The sequence below is a fragment of the Microbulbifer mixtoriginis (SeqCode) genome (assembly GCF_052467705.1).
The window spans coordinates 665210-690417 of the sequence record NZ_CP174322.1 but is presented as its reverse complement, the minus strand read 5'-3'; the positions used below and the strand labels follow the sequence as shown (position 1 = coordinate 690417).

At 53.9% G+C, this 25208-nt stretch carries 25 protein-coding genes and 1 tRNA gene; 10 read left to right on the top strand and 16 right to left on the bottom strand.

Annotation, left to right across the window (positions count from 1 at the left end; genetic code table 11):
- Window positions 1–243 precede the first annotated feature (243 nt).
- Window positions 244–609: a cupin domain-containing protein gene (locus tag ACJJIB_RS03085; protein WP_444887839.1), complete on the bottom strand. Its 366-nt coding sequence runs from the start codon at window positions 607–609 to the stop codon at window positions 244–246.
- 45 nt (window positions 610–654) lie between these two features.
- Window positions 655–1149, bottom strand: coding sequence for a 2-thiouracil desulfurase family protein (locus tag ACJJIB_RS03080; RefSeq protein ID WP_444887838.1), 495 nt, complete (start codon window positions 1147–1149; stop codon window positions 655–657).
- A 173-nt stretch (window positions 1150–1322) separates the two neighbouring features.
- On the opposite strand from ACJJIB_RS03080, the gene ACJJIB_RS03075 reads away from it, so the two are divergent.
- On the top strand, window positions 1323–2240 hold the full coding sequence (locus tag ACJJIB_RS03075; protein ID WP_444887837.1) for a polysaccharide deacetylase family protein: 918 nt from the start codon (window positions 1323–1325) through the stop codon (window positions 2238–2240).
- Window positions 2241–2284: 44 nt separating this feature from the next.
- Here the strand turns inward: ACJJIB_RS03075 and panD are convergent, their stop codons facing one another.
- Both panD and panC read right to left on the bottom strand, forming a co-directional pair.
- Window positions 2285–2671 carry an aspartate 1-decarboxylase gene (gene panD / locus ACJJIB_RS03070; RefSeq protein WP_252084259.1) on the bottom strand — a complete coding sequence of 129 codons (387 nt, stop codon included), beginning with the start codon at window positions 2669–2671 and terminating at the stop codon, window positions 2285–2287.
- Window positions 2672–2684: 13 nt separating this feature from the next.
- Window positions 2685–3533: a pantoate--beta-alanine ligase gene (gene panC / locus ACJJIB_RS03065; RefSeq protein WP_444888896.1), complete on the bottom strand. Its 849-nt coding sequence runs from the start codon at window positions 3531–3533 to the stop codon at window positions 2685–2687.
- Between the two features lie 304 nt (window positions 3534–3837).
- On the opposite strand from panC, the gene ACJJIB_RS03060 reads away from it, so the two are divergent.
- From ACJJIB_RS03060 to ACJJIB_RS03035, 6 genes are all read left to right on the top strand, one after another.
- Window positions 3838–4524: a DUF6515 family protein gene (locus ACJJIB_RS03060; protein ID WP_444883554.1), complete on the top strand. Its 687-nt coding sequence runs from the start codon at window positions 3838–3840 to the stop codon at window positions 4522–4524.
- 232 nt (window positions 4525–4756) lie between these two features.
- Complete coding sequence (gene speA, locus ACJJIB_RS03055; RefSeq protein WP_444888895.1) at window positions 4757–6679, top strand: biosynthetic arginine decarboxylase; 1923 nt, start codon at window positions 4757–4759, stop codon at window positions 6677–6679.
- A 70-nt stretch (window positions 6680–6749) separates the two neighbouring features.
- Complete coding sequence (locus ACJJIB_RS03050) at window positions 6750–7943, top strand: saccharopine dehydrogenase family protein (protein ID WP_444887836.1); 1194 nt, start codon at window positions 6750–6752, stop codon at window positions 7941–7943.
- A 72-nt stretch (window positions 7944–8015) separates the two neighbouring features.
- Complete coding sequence (gene nspC, locus ACJJIB_RS03045) at window positions 8016–9209, top strand: carboxynorspermidine decarboxylase (protein ID WP_444887835.1); 1194 nt, start codon at window positions 8016–8018, stop codon at window positions 9207–9209.
- Window positions 9210–9270: 61 nt separating this feature from the next.
- Window positions 9271–10143, top strand: coding sequence for an agmatinase (speB, locus tag ACJJIB_RS03040; protein ID WP_444887834.1), 873 nt, complete (start codon window positions 9271–9273; stop codon window positions 10141–10143).
- 109 nt (window positions 10144–10252) lie between these two features.
- Window positions 10253–10957 (top strand): DUF6515 family protein, encoded by a 705-nt coding sequence (locus tag ACJJIB_RS03035; RefSeq protein ID WP_444887833.1) that lies wholly within the window; start codon window positions 10253–10255, stop codon window positions 10955–10957.
- Here the strand turns inward: ACJJIB_RS03035 and ACJJIB_RS03030 are convergent.
- The 6 genes from ACJJIB_RS03030 to rpsF form a co-directional block, all read right to left on the bottom strand.
- Window positions 10947–12038 (bottom strand): winged helix-turn-helix domain-containing protein, encoded by a 1092-nt coding sequence (locus ACJJIB_RS03030; RefSeq protein WP_444887832.1) that lies wholly within the window; start codon window positions 12036–12038, stop codon window positions 10947–10949. The genes ACJJIB_RS03035 and ACJJIB_RS03030 overlap by 11 nt on opposite strands.
- A 69-nt stretch (window positions 12039–12107) precedes the next feature.
- On the bottom strand, window positions 12108–13550 hold the full coding sequence (gene dnaB / locus ACJJIB_RS03025; protein ID WP_444887831.1) for a replicative DNA helicase: 1443 nt from the start codon (window positions 13548–13550) through the stop codon (window positions 12108–12110).
- A 108-nt stretch (window positions 13551–13658) separates the two neighbouring features.
- Window positions 13659–14105: a 50S ribosomal protein L9 gene (gene rplI / locus ACJJIB_RS03020; protein WP_152450807.1), complete on the bottom strand. Its 447-nt coding sequence runs from the start codon at window positions 14103–14105 to the stop codon at window positions 13659–13661.
- 37 nt (window positions 14106–14142) lie between these two features.
- Complete coding sequence (locus ACJJIB_RS03015) at window positions 14143–14985, bottom strand: hypothetical protein (protein WP_252084251.1); 843 nt, start codon at window positions 14983–14985, stop codon at window positions 14143–14145.
- Window positions 14986–15028: 43 nt separating this feature from the next.
- Entirely contained in the window at window positions 15029–15259 is a 231-nt protein-coding gene (gene rpsR / locus ACJJIB_RS03010) for a 30S ribosomal protein S18 (RefSeq protein WP_108731487.1), read from the bottom strand.
- Between the two features lie 12 nt (window positions 15260–15271).
- Window positions 15272–15715, bottom strand: coding sequence for a 30S ribosomal protein S6 (gene rpsF, locus ACJJIB_RS03005; protein ID WP_252084250.1), 444 nt, complete (start codon window positions 15713–15715; stop codon window positions 15272–15274).
- Between the two features lie 338 nt (window positions 15716–16053).
- On the opposite strand from rpsF, the gene ACJJIB_RS03000 reads away from it, so the two are divergent.
- Both ACJJIB_RS03000 and ACJJIB_RS02995 read left to right on the top strand, forming a co-directional pair.
- On the top strand, window positions 16054–16884 hold the full coding sequence (locus tag ACJJIB_RS03000) for an alpha/beta fold hydrolase (RefSeq protein WP_444887830.1): 831 nt from the start codon (window positions 16054–16056) through the stop codon (window positions 16882–16884).
- A 230-nt stretch (window positions 16885–17114) separates the two neighbouring features.
- The gene (locus tag ACJJIB_RS02995; RefSeq protein WP_444887829.1) at window positions 17115–17921 is read left to right on the top strand and encodes an isocitrate lyase/PEP mutase family protein; all 807 of its coding nucleotides are present in this window, start codon (window positions 17115–17117) and stop codon (window positions 17919–17921) included.
- 114 nt (window positions 17922–18035) lie between these two features.
- Here the strand turns inward: ACJJIB_RS02995 and ACJJIB_RS02990 are convergent, their stop codons facing one another.
- The 6 genes from ACJJIB_RS02990 to rnr all read right to left on the bottom strand — a co-directional run bounded on the left by ACJJIB_RS02990 (window position 18036) and on the right by rnr (window position 24874).
- The gene (locus tag ACJJIB_RS02990) at window positions 18036–19346 is read right to left on the bottom strand and encodes a tetratricopeptide repeat protein (RefSeq protein ID WP_444887828.1); all 1311 of its coding nucleotides are present in this window, start codon (window positions 19344–19346) and stop codon (window positions 18036–18038) included.
- A gap of 51 nt (window positions 19347–19397) precedes the next feature.
- The gene (locus ACJJIB_RS02985) at window positions 19398–19943 is read right to left on the bottom strand and encodes a hypothetical protein (protein ID WP_444887827.1); all 546 of its coding nucleotides are present in this window, start codon (window positions 19941–19943) and stop codon (window positions 19398–19400) included.
- Window positions 19944–20003: 60 nt separating this feature from the next.
- The gene (locus ACJJIB_RS02980; RefSeq protein WP_444887826.1) at window positions 20004–20576 is read right to left on the bottom strand and encodes a hypothetical protein; all 573 of its coding nucleotides are present in this window, start codon (window positions 20574–20576) and stop codon (window positions 20004–20006) included.
- 18 nt (window positions 20577–20594) lie between these two features.
- Complete coding sequence (locus tag ACJJIB_RS02975; protein ID WP_444887825.1) at window positions 20595–21149, bottom strand: RNA polymerase sigma factor; 555 nt, start codon at window positions 21147–21149, stop codon at window positions 20595–20597.
- Window positions 21150–21376: 227 nt separating this feature from the next.
- A complete protein-coding gene (gene rlmB / locus ACJJIB_RS02970; protein ID WP_444887824.1) occupies window positions 21377–22132 on the bottom strand; it encodes a 23S rRNA (guanosine(2251)-2'-O)-methyltransferase RlmB in 756 nt (251 codons plus the stop codon).
- 12 nt (window positions 22133–22144) lie between these two features.
- The gene (gene rnr, locus ACJJIB_RS02965; RefSeq protein WP_444887823.1) at window positions 22145–24874 is read right to left on the bottom strand and encodes a ribonuclease R; all 2730 of its coding nucleotides are present in this window, start codon (window positions 24872–24874) and stop codon (window positions 22145–22147) included.
- 242 nt (window positions 24875–25116) lie between these two features.
- Between rnr and ACJJIB_RS02960 the strand changes: the two genes are divergently transcribed.
- Window positions 25117–25203 (top strand) — tRNA-Leu (locus tag ACJJIB_RS02960).
- The last annotated feature ends 5 nt before the right edge of the window (window positions 25204–25208 follow it).

Below are 25208 nucleotides of genomic sequence, written 5' to 3'. Positions count from 1 at the left end.
TTAGCGTGGCACTTTGGCCTAGAGAAATCTGAATTTATTGGGTCTTATTCGACTCACTTTATAGCATTGCCTGGGTGAAACAATCCCCCCACCGCTGGCAGAGTTGAAAAGTAGGAAACGTTCACACGGTACAAGAAAATTCGCCCATTCCTCACCCACCGGGGACGGCTAAAACAACAAGGGGCCAGAGGGTTGACTAACAACAGAAAATTATCGATTAAGCCCTAGGCAATTTACCGGATATTAAATCCAGATATTATTATCCGCGGTCAGTTCACCTCCGGCATCACCAGTATTCACAACGCCTCTGGGCTCAACCAGTAAAATCTCGCACTCCTGTTCAGCCCTTGGCTTGTGCTCCACGCCTTTGGGCACCACAGTCATCTCCCCAGGGCCCAAACAGATAGTATTATCGCGAAACTCAATTTCCATTTGTCCTGAAACAACGATAAAAACCTCATCCGTATCGGGGTGATCATGCCAGGTAAACTCTCCTTGTATCTTTACCAGCTTGAACTGGTAATCATTCATCTCCGCGATGACCTTAGGAGACCAATGGTCCGAGAACTTTGCTAGCTTTTCTCTAAAATTAATGACTTTATAGCGCATTTCTAATCCTTTCCTCCTAAGCAAGAAAGCACTTACTAATTAAAACTATATCGAACGTGAGGTCTCAACTAAGTCTCTGAGGCTTCCAACAGTATGCTGACTAAAAACCAACAACCCCGATTCACTTAGACGGGCAGCCACTATTCCAATCCCTTTTTTCTTCACTCCTGAAAAACTGCCATCGTAAATAAATTTCGAACCACAGGATGAGCTGTTTTCTGTAAGCACCGCAAACTTGATATCCTGATTTCGACACAAGCTCAGGGCTACGTCCGCTCCCCATATCAATTGATCTGTCAGATCCTTATGATCAATTCCTATAACTCTGGCCGTGCCCGCTAAAACCTCAGATCCACTACCGCCGAAAATCTCTGCCGGAGCCCTGGGTATAGGCAATCCGGCTGCAACTTCCGGACACAGAGGAACGATATCCTGGGTTTCTATAAGCCAATCAAAATCGTTGTTATGGACCCCAACATCACTACCGTTATAACGCACGGCACACCCCAGGAGACAAGCACTCACTAGTATTTTGTTCATATACACCTGCGGTCAAAATGTACACAATAGAAAATAATGCTTAAAGATCACTTAGATTACACGAGCATAAAGGTTGCCCAGCAAGTAAATTAAGATAGAAAGCCGGAAAAGTAAGACAAATAAATCCAGGTTAAGCAAAGGCCCCCTAAACAAATCCATTAGAGAAATAAATCATGCTGCGCTCTATACCGATTTTGATTATCAGCCTGTTAACAATCCCTGTAGCTAATGCCAAACAATTGGCGATTACGCTTGACGATGCCCCCCGCAAAGCCGATGGCTACTTTGACGGACCAACTCGAGCAAAAACACTAATTGAGAACCTGGAAAAGCACAAAATTGGACAAGTAGCCTTCTTTGCCACCACGCAATCACTGAATCAGGAAGGCCTAGAGAGAATAGGCACATACAACAAGGCCGGGCATATTATTGGCAATCACACCCATAGCCATCCCAACTTTCTTGAGACAGAGCTATCCGTCTATCAGTCGGATTTTTTACAAGCCCATCATCTACTGCAACAATTTGACAATTTTAAACCCTATTTCCGCTTTCCCTACCTGCGCGAGGGAGAAACTATCGAAAAACGGGATGGCATGCGAAATCTATTACAGAAAAATAATTACCAAAATGCCTATATCACCTTAAATAATTACGACTGGTATATCGAAGAGCTTTTCCAAGCGGCAGTGAAAGTCGGGAAACCGGTTGATATGGAGAGACTCTCAAAGTTTTATGTCGACGTACTTATGGCGAGTATTAATTACTACGACGATATGGCAAGCAAATATCTTGGGCGTTCACCCAAGCACGTCCTACTGTTACACGAAATGGACATTACGGCGTTGTTTATTGGCGATTTAGCTCGTCGCCTGCAGCGGGAAGGCTGGGAAATAATTTCTTTGCAGGAGGCCTATCAAGATCCCATCGCCAAATACCAACTCGACCAACCGATTAAATACAATCCTGGCAGAATCGGCGAAATCGCCCTTGCTAAAGGGCAAAAGAAAAATCTCTGGCATTACACCCTGGATGAGTCCTACCTGGAAAAGAGATTCAATCAGGAAGTGTTATTGATGTCTAATCACTAAATGGCAGGGGTGCTACAGGGCACAAAGCCCTGTAACGGAGAGAATCAGGCTTCAGCGAGCTGAACCGGAATGGTATTAGTGCTGCGCTCTACCTTGTTGCTTTCATCCAGGTAGACCAGCTTGGGCTTGTGGCTATCGGCCTCTGCCTCTGTCATCTGGGCATAGGAAGCGATAATAATACGATCGCCAACTTGTACACGGCGGGCAGCGGCACCATTCATGGAGATAATACCCGAGCCGCGCTCGGCCAGAATCACATAGGTGTGAAAGCGCTCACCGTTGCTCACGTTGTAAATATCGATTTTTTCGAATTCGCGCAGACCGGCCAGCTCTACCAGATCTTCATCAATTGCGCAGGAGCCGTCATACCAGAGTTCGGCCTGGGTCACCGCGGCCATATGCAGTTTGCACTTCAACATTTCAATTTGCATGGTTGGATGCCCCTCAGAGTTCCAGGGATACGTTGTCGATCAGGCGCGCGGCACTGGTGTACATCGCCCCCAGAATCGTAATTTGTTTATCGTCATCAGCTGCCGGCTGTAAGTCCTTGCTGTAACAGATGGAGAAATAGTCGACGCGGAAGCCAGTGTCTTCGATACGCTGGCGCGCCTCTTTTTCCAGGTCGGCAAAATCCCGGCGCCCACCCACGATTTCATCTTTAACCCAATTCAGTGACTGGTTGAGCACCGCCACCTTGGGGCGCTCATCTGCAGTGATATAGCCATTGCGCGAGCTCAGAGCCAGACCGTCGCTCTCGCGGTGAACCGGCGCAGCAACGATTTCCACCGGAATACACAGATCCTCGGCCATACGGCGAATCACCGCCAATTGCTGAAAATCCTTGATGCCAAATACAGCCTTGTCCGGCTGCACAATATTAAACAGCTTGGAGACTACCGTCGTCACCCCTTCAAAGTGACCGGGGCGACTCGCGCCACAGAGCACATCGGTCATGGCCGGGCAAACCACGCGGGTCTGCTGGTCCATACCGTTGGGATAAATCTCGTTCTCATCCGGGTGGAACAAGAAATCGCACTCGGCTTCGCGCAACCGGGCCATATCCCGCTCCATAGTGCGCGGATATTTGTCCCAATCCTCATTCAGGCCAAACTGCAGGCGGTTGACGAAGATCGATACCACTACTAGGTCGCAGTGCTGCTGGGCCAACTTGACCAGCTCGATATGGGCGTCGTGCAGATTGCCCATGGTGGGCACGAAGCCCACGGTCTTGCCGTCTGCTCGGGCTTTGGCCAGCGCCTCGCGCAGGCTGGCTACGTGGTGGAAGACTTGCATCTCTCTACCGCTCACTATGTATCAGCGCGGCATCATACTCGCTGAGACGAGGCGTCTCAACTTAGCAAAAGTGCCGCTATCCCCAGGTTTTCCCCACGACATCTCTGATAGCTCACAGACTACTGTCTAGGTCATATCAGCCGGATTCCAAGTCACTTACAAATTATCCCACCACACCTCCCCCGCCTCAGATTATCGAGCAGAGTTCAGGAAGTGTTCATACCCGCCAGGGCAAACTGCCCGCCAAGATCCACAAACGACTTTAAACGACATCAAAGAGCCATCCGTGCTCGGGAGCGCTGCCATGAGACACCTCACTACTGCCATCGCCGCCGCGGGCCTATTGCTCCTGGCAACCCCTGCCATATCCGAAGTACATAGGGGACACCAGCGGGCAATGGACCAGGATCACCACGGACAGGGAAGAGCCCATCGCGAGCAGCGTCACATGGAACGCGACAGACATCATAATCGCAAGCACGAGAGAGAACATCGTAGAGAAGAGCGCAGACAGCGCAAGGAAGCACGCAGAGAGCGTAGAGAGGAGCGCAGACATCGCCGAGAAGTCCGCCACGCATACAAAGATGGTTACTCCGATGGCTATAGCCGCGGCCACCGCACAGGCCACCGGCACGAGCACCGCGCGGTGCACAGACCCCATTATCGCCGTGGCCACCATGGGCATCGTCCTCGCTGGCGCCCAGCACATTACGGCTACGGCTACAGCTGGCGCCACCTACCGCAAAATTTTGTCAGTATCAGCATCGGCGCCACCGGCTTCTACTATAGCGAAGGTATTTTCTACCGCCCGGCTTCTCACGGCTATGTGGTAACCCGCCCGCCCCACGGCGCCATCGTGCATAGCTTACCGGCCTCGGCCCTGACAGTGGTTGTCGGTGGTTACAACTACTACGTAGCCTACGACACCTATTACCGCTGGGATGACCGACGACGCGGCTACCGCGTTGTGCCCAATCCCGGACTGTTTTAACCGCCCTATTCCATCCCCCCAAGCTTCAGCGGTCTTCGGACCGCTTTTTTATTTCGCGGCTAAATTTCCACAACAATTCCTCATCGTAAAGCGCGCTGAAGCCAGAAAAAAACCGAATAAATATTTAGTTTTTTACAGGGAAAAAAATCAACGTTTTTTTATCTATAGTTATTGCTTTCCAGCACTGCTGGGCCCAAGATTCGCGCCCGCCACAGATCAACGGAAAGGCGCCATGAAACAGCAACAAGTAAAAAACTGGACCTGCGACGATTCTGCCGAACTTTACGGCATCCGCAACTGGGGCGCCGGCTATTTCGATTTAAATCAAGACGGTGAAGTTTCGGTCCTGGTCGAGGGTCCCAACGGGGAATCCCAAAGTGTCTCTCTGATGGAGATCGCCCGCGGCGCCACCGAGCGCGGCCTGGGCATGCCCTTACTACTGCGCATTGAAAATCTGCTCGATGCACAGATCGCCCGCATTAATGAATCCTTTGCCCGCGCCATCGAAGACTGTGGCTACGGCAATGTTTTTCGCGGGGTCTTCCCGATCAAAGTCAACCAGCAATGCCAGGTGATCGAGGAGATCGCCAGCGCCGGCCGCCGTTTTAACCACGGCCTGGAGGCTGGCAGCAAGGCGGAGCTGATCGCTGCACTGTCCATTCTGGACAACACCGAATCTCTGATCATCTGTAACGGCTACAAGGACGAGGAATTTATCAACCTCGGCCTGCAGGCGCAGCGCCTGGGTGTACAGATTTTCTTCGTGGTAGAAACGCCCTCGGAAGTGGAAACCATCATCCGCTGCGCAGAGCGCGAGCAGGTGCGCCCCAATATCGGCGCGCGGGTGAAACTCGCCTCCAAGGTCGGCGGCTACTGGAACGCCACCAGTGGCGACCGCAGCATTTTCGGCCTGGGCAGTAACGACCTGATTGCCATGGTTGACCAGCTGCGCAGCCACAATATGCTCGACTGCCTCAAGCTGCTGCACTACCACCTGGGCTCGCAGGTACCGAATATTCGCGATATTCGCACCGGAGTGCTGGAAGCTTGCCGCTACTACGCCGATCTGGTGGAAGAAGGCGCTCCCATGGGCTATCTGGACTTGGGCGGTGGCCTGGCGGTGGACTACGACGGCACCAAGACCAACTACACCCACTCCAAGAACTATTCCCTCGACGAGTACTGCGTGGATGTCGTGGAAGCCATTATGGGGACTCTCGACAGTGAAGGGGTTGCCCACCCGGTGATTATCACCGAGTCCGGCCGCGCTACCGTGGCCTACTCCTCCGTGCTTTTGTTCGATGTGCTCGACACCACCCGCTTCGAACCGGTGGAACTGGAGCACACCAAGATCAGCGATAGCGACCACCAGATGTTGCTCAATCTGCAGGATGCGGTGAGTAGTATCACCCCCAAAAACCTGCAGGAGAGCTACAACGACGCCCTTTATTATCGCGACGAAGTGCGCTCTTTGTACCTGCACGGCCAGGTGAGCCTGCGCGAGCGCGCCAATGCGGAGAACCTGTTCCTGCAGGGTGCCCAGGAAATTCGCGCACTCCTCGACGAAGCCGAAGTAATACCCGCTGACCTGCAGGCCCTGCCAGAGGTGCTGTCGGATATCTACTACGCCAATGTGAGCGTCTTCCAGTCGATCCCGGATATGTGGGCCATCGACCAGGTATTCCCGCTACTGCCGATCCATCGCCTGGATGAGGCGCCGACCCGCTCGGGTATCATCGCCGACATCACTTGCGACTGCGACGGGAAGATCGACCGCTTTATCGGTCGCGAGAAGGAGCAGAAAACCCTGCCCCTGCACGAACTGAAAGACGGCGAGGACTATATCCTCGGCACCTTCCTGGTGGGGGCCTACCAGGAAACTCTGGGCGATTTGCACAACCTGTTTGGCGATACCAACGTGGTGAGTGTACGTATCCAGGAGGACGGCAGTATTGACTTCAGCCATGAGATTCACGGCGACAGTATTTCCGACGTGCTGAGTTACGTAGAATATCAACCCAAAGAACTGTTCGAGCGTTTCCGCCGCCTGGCGGAGCGCGCTGTGAAACAGGGGTTGATCACCGCTGCCCAGCGCAAGCAGATTCTGCATACCTATACCGCCAGCATGAGCGGTTACACCTACTTCGAAAAGTAAGTTTAAAAAATAAGGCGGCAAGCCTTTAAGAAGATAGCGGCGGCCAAAGCCGCAGACTAAGGAGATCTTTATGGCCAACGTACTGATCATCGGCGCCGGCGGCGTCGGCCAGGTAGTTGCGCATAAGTGCGCACAAGTTCCTGAAGTATTTGAAAACATCACCCTCGCTAGCCGCACCAAGAGCAAGTGCGACAAGATCGCGGAGATGTTGCCGCGGAAAATTGATACCGCCGAAGTCGATGCGGATAACGTACCCGAACTGGTCAAGCTGATCGAAAAAGTGAAGCCGGACATGATCATCAATGTGGCCCTGCCCTACCAGGACCTGCACATCATGGATGCCTGCCTGGAAACCGGCGTGCACTACCTGGACACCGCCAACTACGAGCCGCCGGAAGAGGCCAAGTTCGAGTACAAGTGGCAGTGGGCCTACCAGGAGAAGTTCGAGAAAGCCGGCCTGATGGCCCTGCTCGGCAGCGGTTTTGACCCCGGTGTGACCAGCGTATTTACCGCCTACGCCAAGAAGCACCACTTCGATCGTATCCACACCCTGGATATTCTCGACTGCAACGCCGGCGACCACGGCCTGCCTTTCGCCACCAACTTCAACCCGGAAATCAATATCCGCGAGATTACCGCCAACGGCCGCTATTGGGAAAATGGCCAGTGGGTAACCACCAAGCCGATGGAAGAGAAGCGTGTCTTCAACTTCCCCGAAGGCATCGGCGACAAAGACATCTACCTGCTGTACCACGAAGAGCTGGAGTCCCTGTCCAAGCACTTCCCTGAAATCGAGCGCGCGCGCTTCTGGATGACTTTTGGTGAAAGCTACCTGAAGCATCTCGAAGTACTGCAAAACGTCGGTATGACCGGCATCGAACCGGTGCAGTTCCAAGGCCAGGAAATTGTGCCCATTCAGTTCCTCAAGGCGATGCTGCCAGACCCCGCCAGCCTGGGCCCGCTGACCAAAGGCAAGACCTGCATCGGCAACATTATCCGCGGCAGCAAAGACGGCGAAGAGAAGATCTACTACGTCTATAACACCTGCGATCACCAGGATTGCTACAAAGAGGTACAGTCCCAAGCCATCTCCTACACCACTGGAGTACCGGCAATGATCGGCGCCAAGATGATGCTGGAAGGCAAGTGGATGAAGCCCGGCGTGTGGAACATGGAGCAGATGGACCCGGATCCCTTTATGGACGACCTGAACAAGTACGGCCTGCCCTGGCAGGAAACCTGGTTGGATAAGCCCTTCCAGTAATTCCGCACTTTTCCATACCCTTCGGGATGGGCCCCGGCGCCCATCCCGCGCAGCAGGATAAAGAAGCTCCCTATGGATCTCACTCCCCGCCTAGACTACTTCGGACACTTTGACCCCTACCGCGTACCCTCTCCCTGTTTCGTGGTCGATGAAATCGCCTTGCGCGACAACCTGGCACTACTGGCCGATGTGCAGAAACGCAGTGGCGCCAAAGTATTGGCCGCATTGAAAGCGTTCTCCATGTTCAGCACCGGTCCAATTGTTGCTGAATATCTGTCGGGCACCTGTGCCAGTGGCCTATTTGAAGCGAAACTCGGCTTTGAAGAGTACGGCGGGCGCGATCAGGGCAAGGAAGTCCATGTTTTCAGTGCCGGCTATAAAGAAGATGAACTACGCGAAATTCTGCAGTTCGCCCACCACGTGATCTTCAACTCCTTTTCCCAGTGGAAACGCTACCGGGAACTATGCCTGGATATGCAGAAGCAGCGCCCGGAGCTGCGCTTCGGCCTGCGAATCAATCCCGAGCACTCCGAAGGCCACACCGACCTCTACGACCCCTGCGCGCCCTGCTCACGGCTCGGTATCGTGCGTTCACTGTTTGACGATGAGTCGCTGGAGGGCATTAGCGGCCTGCACTTCCACACCTTGTGCGAACAGGACTTTAAACCTCTGGAGCGCACCATCGCTGCCGTGGAAGAGAGATTTGGCGACCTGATCCCGCAGATGGAGTGGATCAATTTTGGCGGTGGCCACCATATCACCCGCCGCGATTACCAGGTCGACGAGCTGATTGCCGCCGTGCGCAATTTTTCTGAAAAATATGATGTGCAGGTTTACCTGGAGCCCGGTGAGGCCATTTCCCTGTTCGCTGGTATCCTGGTGACAGAAGTGGTGGATACCGCCTGGAATGGTCAGAACCAGGCCATACTCGACGCCTCCGCCACCTGCCATATGCCGGATGTTCTGGAGATGCCCTACCGCCCGGGAATCACCGGTGCCGCGCGCCCCGGCGAGCTGCCCCACACCTACCGCCTGGGCGGGCAGAGCTGTCTGGCCGGGGACAGCATTGGCGAATACAGCTTCCACAACCCCCTCAAGGTAGGTGAGCGCTTGGTATTCGAGGAGATGGCTTACTACACCATGGTGAAAACCAACACCTTCAATGGCATCCCCCTGCCCTCCATCGCCCTGTGGAACTCAGAGACCGACGACCTGAAAATCATCAAGAGCTTTGGTTACGACGACTTCAAAGAGCGCCTCTCCTGATAGCCCCAACAAGATAGTGATGCGGCGGGCAGTACAATCCCCGCCGCCAGAGGATACGTAGATGCAGCCAGAAAACGATTACCCGATCTTCCTGGGCTCCGAAATTGAGCAACCCAAGCCCGAGGACGCCTTCTTTCATATCATCCCCATCCCCTATGAGGAGACTGTTTCCTACGGTGGCGGCACTGGCAAGGGCCCGGCCTCCATCCTCGAGGCCTCCTGGCAGCTGGAAACTTTCGACAACTTCTCCTCACCCTGCGAGCTAGGTATCTACACCCGCCCGCCGGTTGAAATGGGTGGTGCCGCAGAACAGGTAATGGACAATATCGCCGCAGCGACCCAAGAGGTGCTGGCACTGGGTAAGATGCCCGTGGGCATCGGCGGCGAACACTCGGTGACCTGGGGTATTATCAAAGGCCTGCTGGATGCCGGTGAAACCGACTTCGGTGTGGTTCAGATCGACGCCCATGCCGACCTGCGCGACCGCTATGAAGGCCACAAGCACAGTCACGCCAGCGTGATGCGCCTGGTGGTAGAGGCCGGTGTGCCCCTGTTCCAGCTGGGGATTCGCGCCTACTGCGAAGAAGAGATGCTGGCGCGCAAGGATTACAACGTCGGCTATCTGGACGCCCATCAGCTAGTGCCCAACAACGTGCAGGAATTCCAGCTGCCGGAAAACTTCCCCAAGAAAGTCTTCTTTACTCTGGATGTAGATGGCATGGACCCCTCGGTGTTTCCCTCTACCGGCACTCCAGTACCCGGCGGTCTGGGCTGGTACCAGACCCTCAACCTGTTCGAATCCGTGGCGCGCCAACGCCAGATTATCGGTTTTGACGTACTGGAATTCGCACCGATTGACGGCTTCCACGCCTATGATTTTGCCGCTGCCCAGCTAATGTACAAGCTGATGGGGATTATTCAGCGCAACCGCTGAGGCAGCCTCGCTTTCCAGCACTTTGACAATTCTTAACCAATTAACCTGTCATTGCTGTCAGATTAAGGGTTAGTATGTCGATGTGAGTAATCACTTCGCTGGAGAGACCGTGAATAAGCTGAATATCGTTCTTGGCGCCAGTGCCTTCATTGCACTGGCGGCTTTTGCCTTTAGTCCATCTGCAGACGCCCGTGGCTACGATCGCTGGGGGGAGCACCGCCATCATCATCGCCACGGTCACTACCATGGCGGCAGCCGCATTTCCATTGGCTTTGTCGCCCCGATACTACCCACCAATCATGTACGGGTTGCCGTTGGCGGGCGTCCCTATTACTACCACGGCGGACACTTCTACCGTCATGGCCCAAGGGGTTACGTCGTCGTGAATGCGCCGCTGGGCGCTTCAGTGGTAACACTGCCAAGCCGAGCCGTGCCGGTACAAGTGGGCGGTGTCACTTACTACCAGTATGCCGATGCCTATTACCAGTGGGTACCGGCTACCCGCACTTATGTGGTAGTAGCGCCTCCAGCATCGGTAGCGGTCGTTCCAGCTCCGGCACCAGTGGTTACGGTTCCAGCACCAGTCGCTGCAACTCCGGCGCCTGCACAAGCTCCAACCACGGCACCGGCGACAGTCCCCGCAACACCAGATCCTGGCCCAGAAGGTTTCCAGCCCGGTCAGGTCTTAGAGACGCTGCCCAAAGGCTACACGGCTGAAGTGATCAATGGTATCCAGTACTACCGCTATGGCGGCAACTACTTCATGCCGACCCAACGCGATGGCCAGGAAGTCTATGTGGTGGTCAAGCTGTAAGCGCCGCCGCACTTTCCAGCCCGTGAAAGCGGGCGAACTGACCCAAGGCCCGGTGAAAGCTCGCCTCCAGCGAGACACCGGGCTTTTCCAACCAGTGCAGAGTCTCGATACGCAGTGCTCCCGCATCCCGATCGGCCTTCAAGTCCACCAACCCCACAAAACGATCGCCGTATAAAATCGGCAGACAGAAGTAGCCATAGCGGCGCTTGGCTGCAGGGACATAGCACTCCAACTGGTAATCAAATTCAAATAGCCGGCTCAGGCGCTTGCGCTGTAGTATTAGTGGATCGAAAGGCGATAACAGCCGCACCTTGCGCGCTGGCCGCGCCGAACTCAGCTCCAGCTGCTCTGTCAGCATCAATTCTTTGCCATGAGAAGTCAGCTCACCAGTGGCAAGCATATTTTCGATGGCCCGTTGAATCAGGGGCTTGTCTTCACGACGTAGATAGGCGACTTCCTCAGGGCGGCCAATGCCCTGGCAGCCGAGAAAAGTGCGTACCAGGTGACTGCCGTATTCCAGTTCGGTAGCGGCGCTGATCGACGTATTTGCCGGCAATACCCGCTCTGGGAGATCAAAGACCTTTTGAAAACCCACTCGGTGGCTGACCATCAGCTCACCCTCGTGAAATAGCTGCTCCAGCGCTTTCTTTTCATCGGACCACTCCCACCAACCGCTTTTGGTGCGTACGAAATCACTGGCCCGCAATGGTCCCTCAGCGCCTACCCGATCCAGCACATAGCGGCACAGTTTGGCATTCTTCTCATACCAGTGGCGCTGCCCAGAGCGGATACGATCCATACGCACCCGAGCATAGGGGTAGTGTTCCATCGACATATAGGCGGCAGCGTGGGACCAGTATTCAAAAATTTCGCGGCGCTGTTCTGCTTCGGCTAAGTCTGGCTCACGGTAACGGGGCAGACGGTTGTACAGCTGGTGGTGGTGCGCACGGGTAATGCGCTGGATGGCATCCAGTTGCAGCGCGCCGAGATGCGCTATTAAGGCGGGGAGCCCCTCCTTCCAGGGGCTGTGGATAAACTGACGCTCCAGCACCAGTGCGCGGACCTGTTGCTCTGACAACATGGTGTCACCCTCCTTGTATTTGCTGAGCAGCAGTTACCAGTCAGGTTTCAGAGACTGGCACCTAGCGATCTACTCGCCCTGATAATATTCCGGTGCCAGGTTATCGAAGCGCGTATATTTACCGATAAATGCCGCGCGACAGGTGCCTATCTCACCGTTACGCTGTTTGCCGATAATCAGCTCTGCCAGCCCCTTATCCGGGCTGTCCTCGTTGTAGTACTCATCGCGATAGATAAACAAAATCACGTCGGCATCCTGCTCGATCGCCCCGGATTCCCGCAGGTCCGAGTTCATCGGCCGCTTATTGGGGCGCTGCTCCACACCGCGGTTGAGCTGCGACAGGGCGACTACCGGGCAGTCGTACTCTTTCGCCAATGCCTTGAGAGAGCGCGAGATTTCGGAAATTTCCTGGGTGCGGCCCTCGGTAGAGCCCTTCACCTGCATCAGCTGCAGGTAGTCCACCATAATCATCGCCGGCAGGCTCTTGGCCTCAGCATCTTCACGACTTATACGCGGATTTTCGCGCATCAACTTATTGGTGTGATCGCGCACGGTGCGCTTTGTGCGCGCGCGCACCTCACTGGGGCTGAGCGCAGGCGTATCGTCGATATACAGGGCTTTGCCCTTCATTTTTTGTACGGCGCTGGAGAGTTTGGGCCAATCCTCTTCCTGCAGCTTGCCGTTGCGGATACGGCCCTGGTCGATACGACCGATTGAAGACAACATCCGCATTACCAGGCTGTCAGACGGCATTTCCATACTGAAAACCAGGGTCGGGCGCTCCTGACTGAGCATGGCACTCTCGATAAAATTCAGTGCCAGCGCGGTCTTGCCCATGGAAGGACGCGCGGCGAGGATTACCAGCTCGCCCGGCTGCCAGCCGGAGGTGCGCTGATCCAATTCGGTCAGGCCGGTACTGAGGCCGGTGATATCGCCTTCAGTTTTAAACAGCTCATCGATGCGCTCGACGGTTTTCTTCAGCAGGCTATCCACACCAACGAAACCGCCCTCTTTGGCGCGTCCCTCGGCAATTTCCGCCACACGGCGCTCAGCCATCTGCAGCAGATCGGCGGAGGCCAGGCCTCCGGGATTGAAACTGGTGCGGCTGATTTCACCGGCGGCGGCAATCAGCTGGCGCAACATGGAGCGCTCGCGCACTATCTTGGCATAGGCGACAATATTCGCCGCAGAGGGAGTGTTCTCGGCCAGTTCCGCCAGATAGGCCGGACCGCCCACCTCGCCGAGGAGGTCGCGACTGGCGAGGCCTTCGGCGAGAGTAACGATATCCAGCGGCTGCTCACCATTGCTCAGCTCGCCCATTACCGCGAAGATCTTGCGGTGGCTGGCGGTAAAGAAGTCCTCTTCACTCAGCTGCTCGGCAACCGCATCGATGCGGCCCGGATCCAGCATCAGGCCCCCCAGCACCGATTGCTCCGCCTCTACCGAGTGTGGCAGCGGTGAACTCTCTTCACTGTGGATTTCTTCTTCGGGGGTAGCGTATTCGTCGATCATGGGACTTTACTGGATACCAGAAACAAAACAGGCGCTGACCCGGTAGGGTACAGCGCCCGATTGTAGCGCGGCTGGCGCCTGTGGCACCAACTGCTTGTCGGCAAAACCTTACTCGGCTTCGATAACGACTTTAACTACAGCAGTCACGTCGGAGTGCAGCTGTACGTCTACTTCGTACTCGCCCACTTCGCGAAGAGCGCCTTCCGGCAGCTTCACTTCAGCCTTGGCTACTTCAACACCGCCAGCAGTGATTGCGTCTGCGATATCGCGAGTGCCGATAGAACCGAACAGTTTGCCTTCGTCACCAGCGTTGGCAGCAATGGTTACAACCAGGTCGGCCAGCTTGGTAGCGCGGCTCTCAGCTTCTGCCATTTTGGCAGCTGCAGCGGCTTCCAGTTCAGCGCGCTTGGCTTCGAACTCAGCAACATTGGCTGCGGTAGCCGGAATTGCCTTACCAGTCGGCAGCAGGAAGTTGCGGCCGAAACCGGCTTTAACTTCAACGCGATCACCCACGTTGCCCAGTTTGCCTACTTTATCGAGCAGAATAACTTCCATCTCGGTTTCCTCAATTTCTGTATTGTGCAGAGCGCGCCTACTTTGCGGAGCGCCCGCGAATATCTATCCAGCTATCTACCAGAGCCAAACCACACAGGAATCCAGCCAGGGGCAAGCCACCAATCACCAGCATCACGTACATCGCCACCAGGGGACCAATCCCCCAACCGCGACTGGCGACCAGCCAGTGAATAAGGGCGATACCTGCAACCACCATGGGGAAGGCAATCACTGCACCCCAGAAGGCGTAACCCGGGGTCACCAGGCTCACCACCCACAGCAGCATACTCAGTGCCGCCAGCCATACCGGCATACGCAACTGATGAAACTCCTGGCGGAAACCGCCGGGGTTATACAGTAGCGCCTGCCAGTAGCGCCCCAGAACCAAAGCCAGTGTGGCGCTCATCGCCGATATCAGGCTCAGATATCCAGTGATCTGCAATTCGCCTGAGAACACCTGCTTCAGTTCTTCCATCGGAACCGTATTGGGCTGCTCTGCCGCTCTTTCGAGCGCTTGCATAAAGCCCTGGAGCAAACCGCCGCTGAAGGCAGAGGTGAGCAAAATACCCACCGCCGAGGCCGCTGTTACAGTGAACAATGCGGCGACCCATGAACGGCTACTGCGCAGTGCCACGGCGCCGCAGAACACTGCGGCAAAGTGGCCGGCGGAAATACCGGTCACCAGTGGTGGTACATGACCGCTCATGCCCATAACAACGATCGGCAACAGTGCCCAGGCCAAAACCATCAGGCCTTCACTGCTGCCGCGGCGCAAACTCACTAGAGCGAGGATTGCCGGGCTTATCAGCGGTATCCCCACCATAGTGAGGATCACCGCCCGCACGCGCCCGCGCATAATAAACTCAGCTACGGCGCGCATAGTTAGATAGCTTCTCTATTAATGAGTCTAAGCAAACTGCGGCTTAGGCTTCGTGGCTGTCCGTGTACGGCAGCAGGGCCAGGTAACGCGCGCGCTTGACCGCAGAGGCCAGCTGACGCTGATACTTGGCTTTGGTACCGGTGATACGGCTTGGAACAATCTTGCCAGTCTCAGAGATGTAGGCTTTCAGGGTATCGAGATCTTTGTAGTCGATACGCTTAACACCTTCGGCGGTGAAACGGCAGAACTTGCGACGACGGAAAAAACGTGCCATCTGATAATCCCCTTACTCTTCGCTTTCAGCATTATCGGAAGAAGCTTCTGCGGCGTCAGAAGAGGACTGCTCTTCTTCAGCGCGCTCGCGACGCTCGGTGCGCTCTGCACGGGCAGCTTTGCGCTCACGGCTTTCTTTTTCCGCTTTCATGATCGGGCTCTCGTCGGTGATCGCCTCGTCTTCACGGATTACCAGATTACGGATAACCGCATCGTTGTAACGGAAGTTGGTGGTCAGCTCCTCCAGAGCTTCTTCGGTGCACTCAACATTCATCAGAATGTAGTGGGCTTTGTGGATCTTGTTGATCGGGTAAGCCAGACGGCGACGGCCCCAGTCTTCCAGACGGTGTACTTCACCGCCAGTGTCCTTGATGGCAGCGGTATAACGCTCCACCATGCCGGGTACCTGCTCGCTCTGGTCCGGGTGAACCAGGAATACAATTTCGTAATGACGCATTTTAGCTCCTTACGGGTTAATCAGCCTTCCGGACAGTCCGGTAAGGCAAGGAGTACAACGGGCGCGGATAGACCGAGCCCATTGCGGGCGGCGTATTCTAGGCAGTTGCGGGATTGCTTGCAAGTTGATCAATTATTTGTGGGCTGTGTCTTCTCCAGCTCGGGGACAAGTGAACTAATTATTCCAACTGTTCCCTCAGAGACCACCCGTTCCACCCTGGGCCTTAGCCCAGCGAACCCCTGCCTTTGTGTAGATTCAGCCACTGAACTGCGCGTTCTGGTCATGGGTTTGTGGCGGCGAGCTGGCATATAGTGCCTCCCTCTGTAGGGAGAAGTACCATGCCCCAAGAAACGCACAACCTTAGCTTTGGCGCCTTCCAGGTGCCCGTCACCACCGTTCGCAACGGCGAAGGCCCACTAGTCCTGGTGATTCCCGCCATGGGCGTTCCCGCCAATCGCTACCATCTTTTGTTGAAGGAATTACAGCGACTCGGCTACAGCACCGCCATCACCGAACTGCCGGGAACCGGCGAAAGCCTGCCGAGACCTAACCGCAATGCCGACTACGGCTACGATGACCTGGTATTTGCCTTTATCCCGCAACTACTGGCACTGCTGGAAGAGTCCTTCCCCGCAGGCCCGGCCCTGATTCTCGGCCACAGTATCGGCGGCCAAACTAGCACTCTGGCGGCCCGTGCCGGCCTGACCGGCAATGCCAGGGTTGTCACCATCGCCTCCGGCCATGTAGACCACCGCAGCTGGAGCGGACTGCACAGGTACGCCATTTTACTTTTTGCCTCAATAGTGAGTGTCACCTCGAGTCTGCTCGGCTATTTCCCTGGCGCACGCATGGGTTTTGGCTGGCGTGAAGCGCGCAAACTGATGAAAGACTGGGCCCGCTCTATTTTCAGTGGGCGCTTCGCTCCAGAAAAACGCTTTGGAAAACACAAGCCCAACAACCAACCCACTCTTCATATCGCCCTGGCCGGCGATCCCTTTGCACCAGTAAAGGCTGCGCGCAAACTGGCTGCTATCGTAGATGGCGAGACCCGTGAGATGGCCGCCACCTATCCGAAAGGCAACCCCCACCTAAGCTGGATAAAAAATCCACGCCCGATTATCGCCGAGGTGGACAACTGGTTGACTCAGCACCCGGCCGGCTCTTACTGAGTGGATACAGGTCTTGGCGCCATCCAAAGTATGGCGCCAAGGCAGCGGATATCTTCAAGTGCTCAACCCCTAGTTTTCTACTAATCCTTTTAATTTCTGCCGCAGTAATACCCCCATATACAGTAACGTCTACTCTGTTCACTTCCGTTTTTGGCCAGAAGTTAGAAAAGGCTCGAAGTAATTTTCTACCCCAATTACTCGATCAATAAATCGTCGCATGGGGAAATTTAATGGCCATTAATTACTTCGAACAATTCAACGCTTTGCATGAAGGCAGCCGACTCTTAGTCCTTCCAAATATCTGGGATGCCGCTAGCGCACAGCTCTGCCAAGCAGCCGGCGCTCCCGCCTTAGCTACCAGTAGCGCCGCTGTGGCCTGGTCACTGGGTTATGCCGATGGCAGCAGCATGCCAATATCGGAACACCTGAGCGCCATTAAGCGCATTTTGCGGGTTTCCCGTGTCCCGATATCCATTGATATTGAGGATGGCTACAGCTCTGATCCCAGGCAGGTCGCCGAGCTAGTTAAAACTTTATGTGATCTCGGCATAGTCGGTATCAATATCGAAGATGGCAGGGAAAGCCCACAACTACTGTGTGAAAAAATCCTGGCTATTCGCTCCACGTTAAAGGCGCGACCCTTTTTTATTAATGCGCGAACCGATATTTACCTGAACAGTACGGAGAACAGCCAGGATTCACTGAAACAGGTGATGCAAAGGTTGTCCGATTATCAGGATGCCGGTGCCAGCGGAGGATTTATTCCTGGTTTAACCTCCCTGGCGGACGCACAAAAGCTAACACAAGAAATCAGTATGCCACTCAATTTAATGCTGCTAGCCGGTATGGAAGAGCCCGCCCATTTCTGGAGAGCCGGAATTCGTAGGCTAAGCTGGGGACCTGCTTTATTTCAATCGAGTTATGCGCTTTATAGCAACATGGCCACTAAGTTATTCCAAGGAAAACATCCAAAACAAATCTTTGAACACAGTTTGGACTATAACTATCTAAATAACCTGGGCGCCAATATCCAATAAAAAAGATCAATAATCTCGAAAAGGAATAACTTAAACTTCTCAATACCCATTATAAATTTACAGATGCGCTTGGGGGAGCCATCCTTGCCCCCAAGCGATTTAATAGTTCAGCTATCAAAAATTATAACCGACCCCTAAACTATATTCACTTTTGTCGTAAGTATAGAATTCCCGATTCTCCTCATTTTCAATATATTGGTACTTCCCATTAACATGGAGATTAGGGGTAATACGAAGCTTTGCTCCTAACCAGGATCTTATTCGATCAGATTCTCTAAAATAGAGATCCACATCACCTTGGCTATCGGTAATACGATTGCTCTCGTTATAGAGGCTACTGCGATACTCCACCCCTGTGGAGATATTCCATCTTGGTGAAGGTATCCAAACCAGGGTGCCTCCAAGAGTATGACGAGCCGGTGAGTAGCTATAATAATCCCCCTCTGCTTTCTCCTGCCCTTCACGATCGTTGTAATCGAATCGATAAAACAACTTCGCCTCGGTCGAAAATAATGAACGCTGCCAACTCAAGTCAAAGTACTGGCGCCAGCCATCCAAATAAGCATAATCATCGCCACCAAAGTAGTAACCTGGACTATAGGAAAAAACAATTCTGGAGCGCCCCCAATTCCCTGAAACTTTACCCAACAGCCGTGCTTGCTGTGTGACAGGCTCCCCCCCCAAGGTCACCATTTCGACGGCAAATCCCATCTCTGCAGTCCAACCAAACAGGCGGCGATCATGGAATAATCCCGCCCTGGCGCTGGCTAGATCGAGATTGTCATATTCCTTGTATTTGCGCCCAAATCCGTAACCTTGCACCCGCCAGCCACTCCCAGCAGTTCCCTTGAGGCGGTATTGACCCCAGGCAAACAACTCGGCGTAATTGTCATCCCCAATCGAGGCCTCTTCCAGTAGTTCATTTTGCAACGCATAGGCATTGTCATCATTGCCCACCGTCAGGCTGACAGTGGCCAGCCAGGGTTTCTCACGCTCGCCGCGATGATCCTCTGCCAATAAGCGCAGACGGCGCGCAGCCATGTCCCGCAGCTTTTCTGTAGCCGCCCCTGCTCGCACAATACGGTAATGTTTAAGTGCGACCAATTCTCGATCACTTCGCTCTGCGGCAATGGCCAAGTTATAACGGGCCAAATCCTTCCAGCGGGCATTATTCAGGAGGCCGAGAAAATATATCGTGGCCTCCGAATAACGCTCTAGTTTCATCAAGGTAACGCCAATGTTATACCTGAGCTTTGCAGAGTTATTGCCAGACTCACGCTCAATTTCAAAGTACTTAAGCGCCCTACGGTATTTTCCCTGCTTGAAAGCCTCCGTAGCCTCACTGAAGAACTCTGCAGCTATTGATACTGGTGATATCAACACCAACAGCGTAATTAGCACTATTCCGATTCGCCCATTTCGCACTGTGGATTACCTCTAAACATTCCCTGTCATAATTTTTGCAATGCCAATTAATTAGGCATCTGGCCCATCGGGTAAATTGTCCTGAGCCTGCTCAAACATTCCATCAAGCTCCAGAGAAATCTGGTCGCGAATATCCGCAGGTAGACTAGAAAGAATATCCTGCATCACTTGCTCGATAACGCCTTGTATATCTGCACCGTTCATCGCACTCTTAACGGCCTCTTCGATACTTTCCCTGGCAACTTCAGCGGTGCGCAGAGCTTCCTCCCTGGCCGCTTCTGCTGAGAGACGCGCATTGACAATCAACTCCTGGTGGCGTGTGAGGGCCTCACGCATCCTTGCTTCAATTTCCTCACTATGTTCAGCACCCTGCCCAGTAGCCGCTACTGCTTCCATTACCGCCGCGATGGTTTCCTCAGCCACCTCCTGCATATCCGGCGGAAGCTCTATGTTGTTCACCACATCTTGCGCATCCTGCCCCTCCTCAACCACAGTGAGAGTGACATCCAGGTCTTCTGGTGCCTCCTGCGCGAATAAAGGGCCGCTATACATAACTGCTGCAGCGACACCCGCCGCCAATAATCCCTGTTTCCACATCGCTTGGTTACCTCTAGGTTGTGACAAAAATTGCTATCGAACCCTACATTGCGGCCGGCTTCACAAGTGCGTTAATCGTTGACGCAGTCGCTTGCTCACCCCACCGTATTCCACTTCGATCAATATCTCCCCCGTGCTATTTTCACCGAGGATTTTCACCGGCAACGACAAGCGATTACTTCCTGCAGCAATATCCGTTTGCCATTGCAACACCTGACTGCTCGCATAACCATCAAGTTGCATGTTTTTCGGTAAGACGACCCTGATTAGTGCCCCCGGCATCCGGCGACTGCTGTGCAGTAAAAGGTGCACTGGCCGCCTGATAGTGCCTTCGGCATCTTGCTGCGTATAACCAGCCCAAACATTCATCGGGGTATCTTTTAAAAATGTCAGTATCACTCCCAATGTCACGACCACGAAAAAACCCGCAGCTACAGCCAACTGTCCCACTCGCCGATATTCGTCAAAAAATAACTTTGATAAAGAAGGCGATTGACTGCTTTCCTGCCCAGTGAAGACAGACTTTAAGATACGCTCTTCCAAGTCATCGCCAGGGTTCTCAACCGGCAGGGCGCGGAGCTGGTGACGTAACAACATCTCACTGGAAAAATCTTCAGCGTCATATTTCAGCATTGGCTTTTCCTCTGATTACTAACACGGATGACCCTCGCTAATAGTTCCCTCACTGAGCAATTTTTTTAATTTTTTATGTGCGCGATGTAGACTTGATTTCACCGTGCCCACACTTATGCCCAAAATATCTGCCACCTCTAGTAGGGAGTACCCCTCTACATCGTGCAGCAATACCGTATCGCGCCAGTTGACCTCTAGTTTCGATAGTGCCTGCAGTAAAATGCACTGCATTTCCACCTGAGAAGAAAGTCCCTTCTCTGGCGTGCCGCTTGCCACCGTCTCCCAATCAACCTCTTCATCAATGGGGGAGCTTCGGCGTCGGCGGTAGAGGTCCACATAGCGGTGATAGAGCACCTTGATTAACCAGGGACCTAAGCGCTGAATTTTTTCCAATGCTACAGATCGCGTCAGCAGGCTTGCCAAAACATCCTGTACCAGGTCCTCAGCCTCCTCGCGATTCCCTGTCCAGCGAAAGGCCATACGATAAAGTTGGCGAATATGTGGATGTATCAACTCAGCAAAACGAGCATTACGCGATCGTCGTCGCAGTAATTTTTGGGGCCAGGCGTACAAACCGCTACTCCCGGATATCAAAGGAAAGTTACCCGCAAATTTTTCACCTGCGGCGTGAAATAGAAAGCTGCACAGTAAAATTGCTGTGTGACAGTGGAAAAAATCTAGCAGTGAATAGTAGAAATAGAGGGGAAAAAGAGGTTTGCGTGTGAAGCGCTACGCCGAGATGCTGCAAGTCCCGGTATCAGTAATCACCAGGACTTACAGATCAAAAAAAAAGGAATAAATCAGGCGCTGCGCTGGCGCACCGCTTCAAATAGACAAACACCGGTGGCAACAGACACATTCAGGCTGCTGACTTCACCGGCCATAGGAATTTTAATTAAATGATCACAGTGCTCCCGGGTTAATCGGCGCAGGCCACTGCCTTCGGCACCCATCACTAAAGCCATAGGACCCGTCAACTGAGACTGGTAGACATCCTGGGTAGCCTCTCCTGCCGCACCAAAAATCCACACTCCAGCCTGCTGTAACTGCTGTAGGGTACGTGCGAGGTTGGTCACCGTAACAAAGGGTAAAACCTCAGCCGCACCACAGGCCACCTTGCGGGCTGTCGGGGTTAAACCTGCGGATTTATCCTTGGGAGCAATCACCGCGTGTACACCGGCAGCCTCCGCTGAGCGCAAGCAGGCACCCAAATTATGGGGATCGGTCACGCCATCCAGGACCAAGAGAAATGGCGACTCACCTTTCTGGTCCAGCTTTTCGAGCATGCCAAACAGAAATTTCTCATCCAGAACCTGGGTTTTACTCGCACAAAGAGCGATTACCCCCTGGTGATTAGCGCCCTCTTCCACCTTATCATCCAGAGTGCGACGGTCGACAAAACGCAGTGCGATATCATTTTTTTCCGCCTGCTGAATAATTTTTTGCAAGCGCTGGTCTTTGCGCCCACGCAATAGCATCAACTCCTGCACATTTTGTGGGGAACCCTTTAACAAAGCCTGCACCGCGTGCAGGCCATATACCAATTCTTGGCTCAACTTATGCCTCGATCACTTTTTCTTTTTACTGGTAGAAGAAGCTTTCTTCTTCTTTTTAACTTTGCCGCTACGCGTTTTGGCCTTTTCTGCTTTCTGTGCAGCCTTGCGCGCAGCTACCGCTGGGCGTTTACCGCCTTTGCGCGTGGGAGTGCGCTTGCTTCCGCGACGCTTTGCCGGCGCCTCAGTTTTTTGCTTGTCGGCATCCTCGCTTGATTTTTTCTTGCTCGTACTGGGCTTATCCTTCGTCAGCTCTCCCACAGGTACCGCTTCTTTGGAGCCGACCTTACGTTTGCGAATAGGCGCTACTTCCGCTGAGGTTTCTGCGCGCTTTCCCCAGGGGCTGGCATGTAATTTACGGCTGCTGTCTTTTTTCTGCTTGCTGCGTCGCTCCCGCTCCAATTGATGCTCTACAGCCATTTCCATCGCGCGGGCACTGACCTTAGTCGTTTCTTTCTTAGCACGGGAGGCCTTTTGACGCGGCACCAATTCCTCGAGAATAAAGTCTACTTTGCGCTCTTCAAGATCGACCCGCGCCACCTGAACGCTAACTGAGTCACCTAGATGGTAGCGTTTGCCACTGCGTTCGCCGATTAAACGCTGGTGCGCCTGCTCAAAGCGGTAATAATCTTTTGGCAGCGCGGTCACGTGGATCAACCCCTCAACAAAAAGATCATTGAGCTCGACAAATAAGCCAAACCCCGTTACCGCACTAATTACGCCGGAATAAACTTCACCCACATGATCCTGCAAATATTCGCACTTGAGCCAGCTAACCACATCACGGGTAGCATCGTCTGCACGGCGTTCAGTCATGGAACACTGTTCGCCGAGCTGTAACATCGCCGGCATATCGTAGGGCAGTATCTGCTGTCGATCGATGGGCCTGGCACCCGGCACGCTGTATACCTTCTGCACCACTGCCACTTCATTGGCACTACCGTTGCGAATTAGCCAGCGCAGGGCACGGTGCAACAGCAAATCGGGATAGCGGCGAATGGGTGAGGTGAAATGGGCATAGGCGCGATAATCCAAGCCAAAGTGGCCGCGATTTTCCGGTTGATAGACCGCCTGATTCATGGAACGCAGTAACATCACTTGAATTATATGGGCATCCGCACGGCCCTCGACCTGCTCCAGTAACGCCTGAAAATCCGCGGGCTGTGGCTCCGAGCCACCGGGCAGTCGCAATCCCAGCTCACCAAGGTACTCGCGCAAGTTGCTGAGTTTTTCTTCTTTCGGGGCATCGTGCACGCGATAGAGAGCCGGTAATTCCGACAGCTCCATTAAATCCGCCGCACAAACATTGGCCGCCAACATACACTCTTCGATCAGTTTGTGCGCATCATTGCGAGTAACCGGCACTATGCGCTCAATTTTGCGTTCGCTGTCAAACAGAATACGGGTTTCGGTGGTTTCAAAATCTATCGCCCCACGCCGATCGCGAGCACTGCGCAACGCCAGGTACAAATCGTGCAAATTATCCAGATGTGGAACCAGTGCGGCGAACTGCTTACGCAGACCACTATCGCGATTGTCCCGTTCTTCTAATACCTGCCCTACCTGGGTATAAGTCAGACGCGCATGACTGCGCATCAAACCTTCAAAGAAACGGTAATCGGTAATTTCACCGCTGCGATCAATGTGCATCTCGCACACCATACAAAGGCGGTCGACCTCCGGATTTAATGAGCAGAGCCCATTAGACAATTTCTCCGGCAGCATAGGCACGACAAAGTCGGGAAAATAAACCGAGTTGCCACGGCTGTGGGCCTCCTCATCGAGTACCGAGCCGGGGCGCACATAGTGAGAGACATCGGCAATGGCTACCAGCAGCTTCCAACTATTGTCGGGCAAAAGCTCACAGTAAACTGCATCATCAAAATCGCGGGCATCCTCACCATCAATAGTGACCAGGGGTAATTGGCGCAAGTCAACCCGCGCTTTTTTATCCTCTTCCAGCACTTCATCGGCAATGGCATCCACTTCCTCCTGTAAGGCCGCGGGCCAGATATGGGGGATGCCATAGTTGCGGATCGCGACATCGATCTCCATCCCCGGTGCCAAATGGTCGCCGAGCACTTCCAGCACTTCCCCCTGGGGTACGCGGTCACGCCCAGGTTGTGTGACAATTTTTACCACGACATATTGGCCGTGTTCGGCACCGGCGGCATCTTCTGCCGCTACCATCACATCGAGGTTCACGCGGGGGTTATCGGGCCGCACAAAACAGATACCATTTTCCCGGTAAAGGCGCCCAGCCAGCTGTTCGGTATTGTGCTTAATTACCCGAACCACGGCACCTTCACGCTTGCCGCGAAAGCCGCCGGGAGTCTCCCGCACCAGCACCTCATCGCCGTCAAAGACTTTGCGCATTTGTCGATGGGACAAAAATAAATCGCCGTCACCATCCGTGGGCACAACGAAACCAAAACCGTCGCGGTGGCCAATCACGCGGCCACGAACCAGGCTCATTTTGTCCAGTACGCCAAAATCACCAGAGCGATTGCTGGCAATCTGGCCATCTCGGGACATGGCGATTAGACGCCGGCGCACCCCTTCACGCCGGTCCTCATCTTCTAATTCAAGAAGGTCGGCAACAAATTCCCAGGGCACCGGTTCCGCCTGCTGCTCCAAAAGTTGCAGCAAATATTCTCGGCTGGGGATAGGCTTTTCATATTTTTCCGCCTCTCGCTGGGCATGAGGGTCAGCGTTGAGGGGGCCTGAAGTATTTTTGTGTGTCAAAACAGCATCCGTTGTTGAGATAACCGCCCATTGAGGCGGCTTCCGGAGGTTATCCGGTCAAAGGCAGGCGGCGGAGGTAGAGAGTTTTTGTTCAATGTTTCGCCGCTGTTGAACGCATTATAAGCGATTTCAGCACATTTCCAGACCTTTGGGTAAAATGTTGAAATAAGCGCTAAGAAACCGTTGACACTCCCCCTGCAGATCTCTATAGTTCGCGTCCTCAACGGAGCACACGTTGATTTGCCCAGGTGGCGGAATTGGTAGACGCGCTAGCTTCAGGTGCTAGTGACCTAACGGTCGTGGAGGTTCAAGTCCTCTCCTGGGCACCAATTCC

Bases quoted from the DNA above. Each gene is read 5' to 3' on its own strand.
- dnaB (WP_444887831.1), bottom strand. From the start codon at position 13,550: ATGATCGACGAATACGCTACCCCCGAAGAAGAAATCCACAGTGAAGAG.
- panD (WP_252084259.1), bottom strand. From the start codon at position 2,671: ATGCAAATTGAAATGTTGAAGTGCAAACTGCATATGGCCGCGGTGACC.
- ACJJIB_RS03060 (WP_444883554.1), top strand. From the start codon at position 3,838: ATGAGACACCTCACTACTGCCATCGCCGCCGCGGGCCTATTGCTCCTG.
- ACJJIB_RS03000 (WP_444887830.1), top strand. From the start codon at position 16,054: ATGCCCCAAGAAACGCACAACCTTAGCTTTGGCGCCTTCCAGGTGCCC.
- ACJJIB_RS03050 (WP_444887836.1), top strand. From the start codon at position 6,750: ATGGCCAACGTACTGATCATCGGCGCCGGCGGCGTCGGCCAGGTAGTT.
- ACJJIB_RS02985 (WP_444887827.1), bottom strand. From the start codon at position 19,943: ATGTGGAAACAGGGATTATTGGCGGCGGGTGTCGCTGCAGCAGTTATG.
- ACJJIB_RS03030 (WP_444887832.1), bottom strand. From the start codon at position 12,038: ATGTTGTCAGAGCAACAGGTCCGCGCACTGGTGCTGGAGCGTCAGTTT.
- ACJJIB_RS03080 (WP_444887838.1), bottom strand. From the start codon at position 1,149: ATGAACAAAATACTAGTGAGTGCTTGTCTCCTGGGGTGTGCCGTGCGT.
- rplI (WP_152450807.1), bottom strand. From the start codon at position 14,105: ATGGAAGTTATTCTGCTCGATAAAGTAGGCAAACTGGGCAACGTGGGT.
- rpsF (WP_252084250.1), bottom strand. From the start codon at position 15,715: ATGCGTCATTACGAAATTGTATTCCTGGTTCACCCGGACCAGAGCGAG.
- speA (WP_444888895.1), top strand. From the start codon at position 4,757: ATGAAACAGCAACAAGTAAAAAACTGGACCTGCGACGATTCTGCCGAA.
- panC (WP_444888896.1), bottom strand. From the start codon at position 3,533: ATGCAAGTCTTCCACCACGTAGCCAGCCTGCGCGAGGCGCTGGCCAAA.
- ACJJIB_RS03085 (WP_444887839.1), bottom strand. From the start codon at position 609: ATGCGCTATAAAGTCATTAATTTTAGAGAAAAGCTAGCAAAGTTCTCG.
- speB (WP_444887834.1), top strand. From the start codon at position 9,271: ATGCAGCCAGAAAACGATTACCCGATCTTCCTGGGCTCCGAAATTGAG.
- rpsR (WP_108731487.1), bottom strand. From the start codon at position 15,259: ATGGCACGTTTTTTCCGTCGTCGCAAGTTCTGCCGTTTCACCGCCGAA.
- ACJJIB_RS02995 (WP_444887829.1), top strand. From the start codon at position 17,115: ATGGCCATTAATTACTTCGAACAATTCAACGCTTTGCATGAAGGCAGC.
- ACJJIB_RS03075 (WP_444887837.1), top strand. From the start codon at position 1,323: ATGCTGCGCTCTATACCGATTTTGATTATCAGCCTGTTAACAATCCCT.
- ACJJIB_RS02980 (WP_444887826.1), bottom strand. From the start codon at position 20,576: ATGCTGAAATATGACGCTGAAGATTTTTCCAGTGAGATGTTGTTACGT.
- ACJJIB_RS03015 (WP_252084251.1), bottom strand. From the start codon at position 14,985: ATGCGCGCCGTAGCTGAGTTTATTATGCGCGGGCGCGTGCGGGCGGTG.
- nspC (WP_444887835.1), top strand. From the start codon at position 8,016: ATGGATCTCACTCCCCGCCTAGACTACTTCGGACACTTTGACCCCTAC.